A 1,214-nucleotide genomic window follows, 5' to 3' on the forward strand; every position below is an offset into this window, starting at 1 on the left:
AATGACGGCAAATGGGACGCCGCGAAATGAGGCAGGATGCAAATGTTCTGACCATTTCCATGATGCGTCATTGCCGCCACCCAGCAATGAGGAAATGGCATCGTTAATAAATGCCATACATGCTCCTCTTAAATTTGGACATAAAAAAACCGCACGAGGCGGCCAGATTAGGGATATTTACCGCAAAATTGCGGTAAATATCCGTTTCAAACTAATTAATATTATTTCTATTATAAATTTATTTTTTCTAAATATCGCATGGCCGCTACACGTGTTCCCATTGTTGAGGATTTTAAATATTCTAATCTTTCAAAGAATTTGATTGCGTGATCCCGCATCTCAATTAGAAATTCATTTTTCTCGATAGAAGTTTTGACCTCTGGAAGAATATGGCTGCTTATACTTACACACACTCGTTTATGCCCTTTTAATGGGATAAATTTCACATCTATTGGTTGATCAGGAAAATAACATTTAAACTCCTGATTTTCATATACTAATGATAGTCCTTTAGAAAAATAACTCCAAATTTGATCTATGTAGTCCCACATTAATTTAGTGATAAGGGGCTTGCCATTGATGGTTAACTCCAATGCGCCATCGATATAATCAATGTCTTTTATATCACCTTCATATTGAAATATATCAATAAATTCATCTCCAACTTTAATATATGTACTTATATTTATATTTGTACTTATACTTTTACTTGTATATATCATTTTTACCTCTATTCTAACTTCGGATAAAACTGACCTATTCTTCCTCTGTTAAATCCAACGACATACAGTTTACCTTTGTATCGTCCTTCAATTTGGTATTGACCAGCCCCTTCCCGCAATAAAACCTTTCTGTGTTTTTTCATTATACTCTCGATAGCATAAATAATCTCTTTTACTGACATTTTGCAAGAGAAATACGTTTGAGTCGGTTTGGTTGTACCATTCCAGAAGTAAGGGTGATGTCGCTCGAGGATGTGTTTCATTCCTTTTCTATCTAATTTAAAAGTCTGATTCCCAATTTTGTAAGTTTTGCCATTAAATGACCTAAGCTCATTAACGACATTATGTTTACAGGCTTTTTTATCGGGATTTACCACAGAGTTCGCATGAGACAGTGAACCGAATGCCACACAAAAAATCGTCAGAATGACGACGAATAATTTTTTCATCATTGCTTCCTGTTTTACAATAAAAAATTGACCACATTACATT

The 1,214-nt window shown here is 34.5% G+C and carries 2 protein-coding genes; both read right to left on the bottom strand.

Features of this window, described 5'->3' with window-relative positions:
- Positions 1–230 precede the first annotated feature (230 nt).
- Positions 231–722, bottom strand: a complete 492-nt coding sequence (locus tag PSI23_RS21455; RefSeq protein ID WP_273556971.1) for a hypothetical protein — start codon at positions 720–722, stop codon at positions 231–233.
- Between the two features lie 8 nt (positions 723–730).
- Positions 731–1,174, bottom strand: coding sequence for an EndoU domain-containing protein (locus PSI23_RS21460; RefSeq protein ID WP_273556972.1), 444 nt, complete (start codon positions 1,172–1,174; stop codon positions 731–733).
- Between the last annotated feature and the right edge of the window lie 40 nt (positions 1,175–1,214).

Source organism: Xenorhabdus yunnanensis, assembly GCF_028598805.1.
Classification (GTDB): domain Bacteria; phylum Pseudomonadota; class Gammaproteobacteria; order Enterobacterales; family Enterobacteriaceae; genus Xenorhabdus; species Xenorhabdus yunnanensis.

What these genes read in the sequence shown, in the direction of transcription:
- PSI23_RS21460 (WP_273556972.1), bottom strand. Translation starts at nt 1,174, where the DNA reads ATGATGAAAAAATTATTCGTCGTCATTCTGACGATTTTTTGTGTGGCA.
- PSI23_RS21455 (WP_273556971.1), bottom strand. Translation starts at nt 722, where the DNA reads ATGATATATACAAGTAAAAGTATAAGTACAAATATAAATATAAGTACA.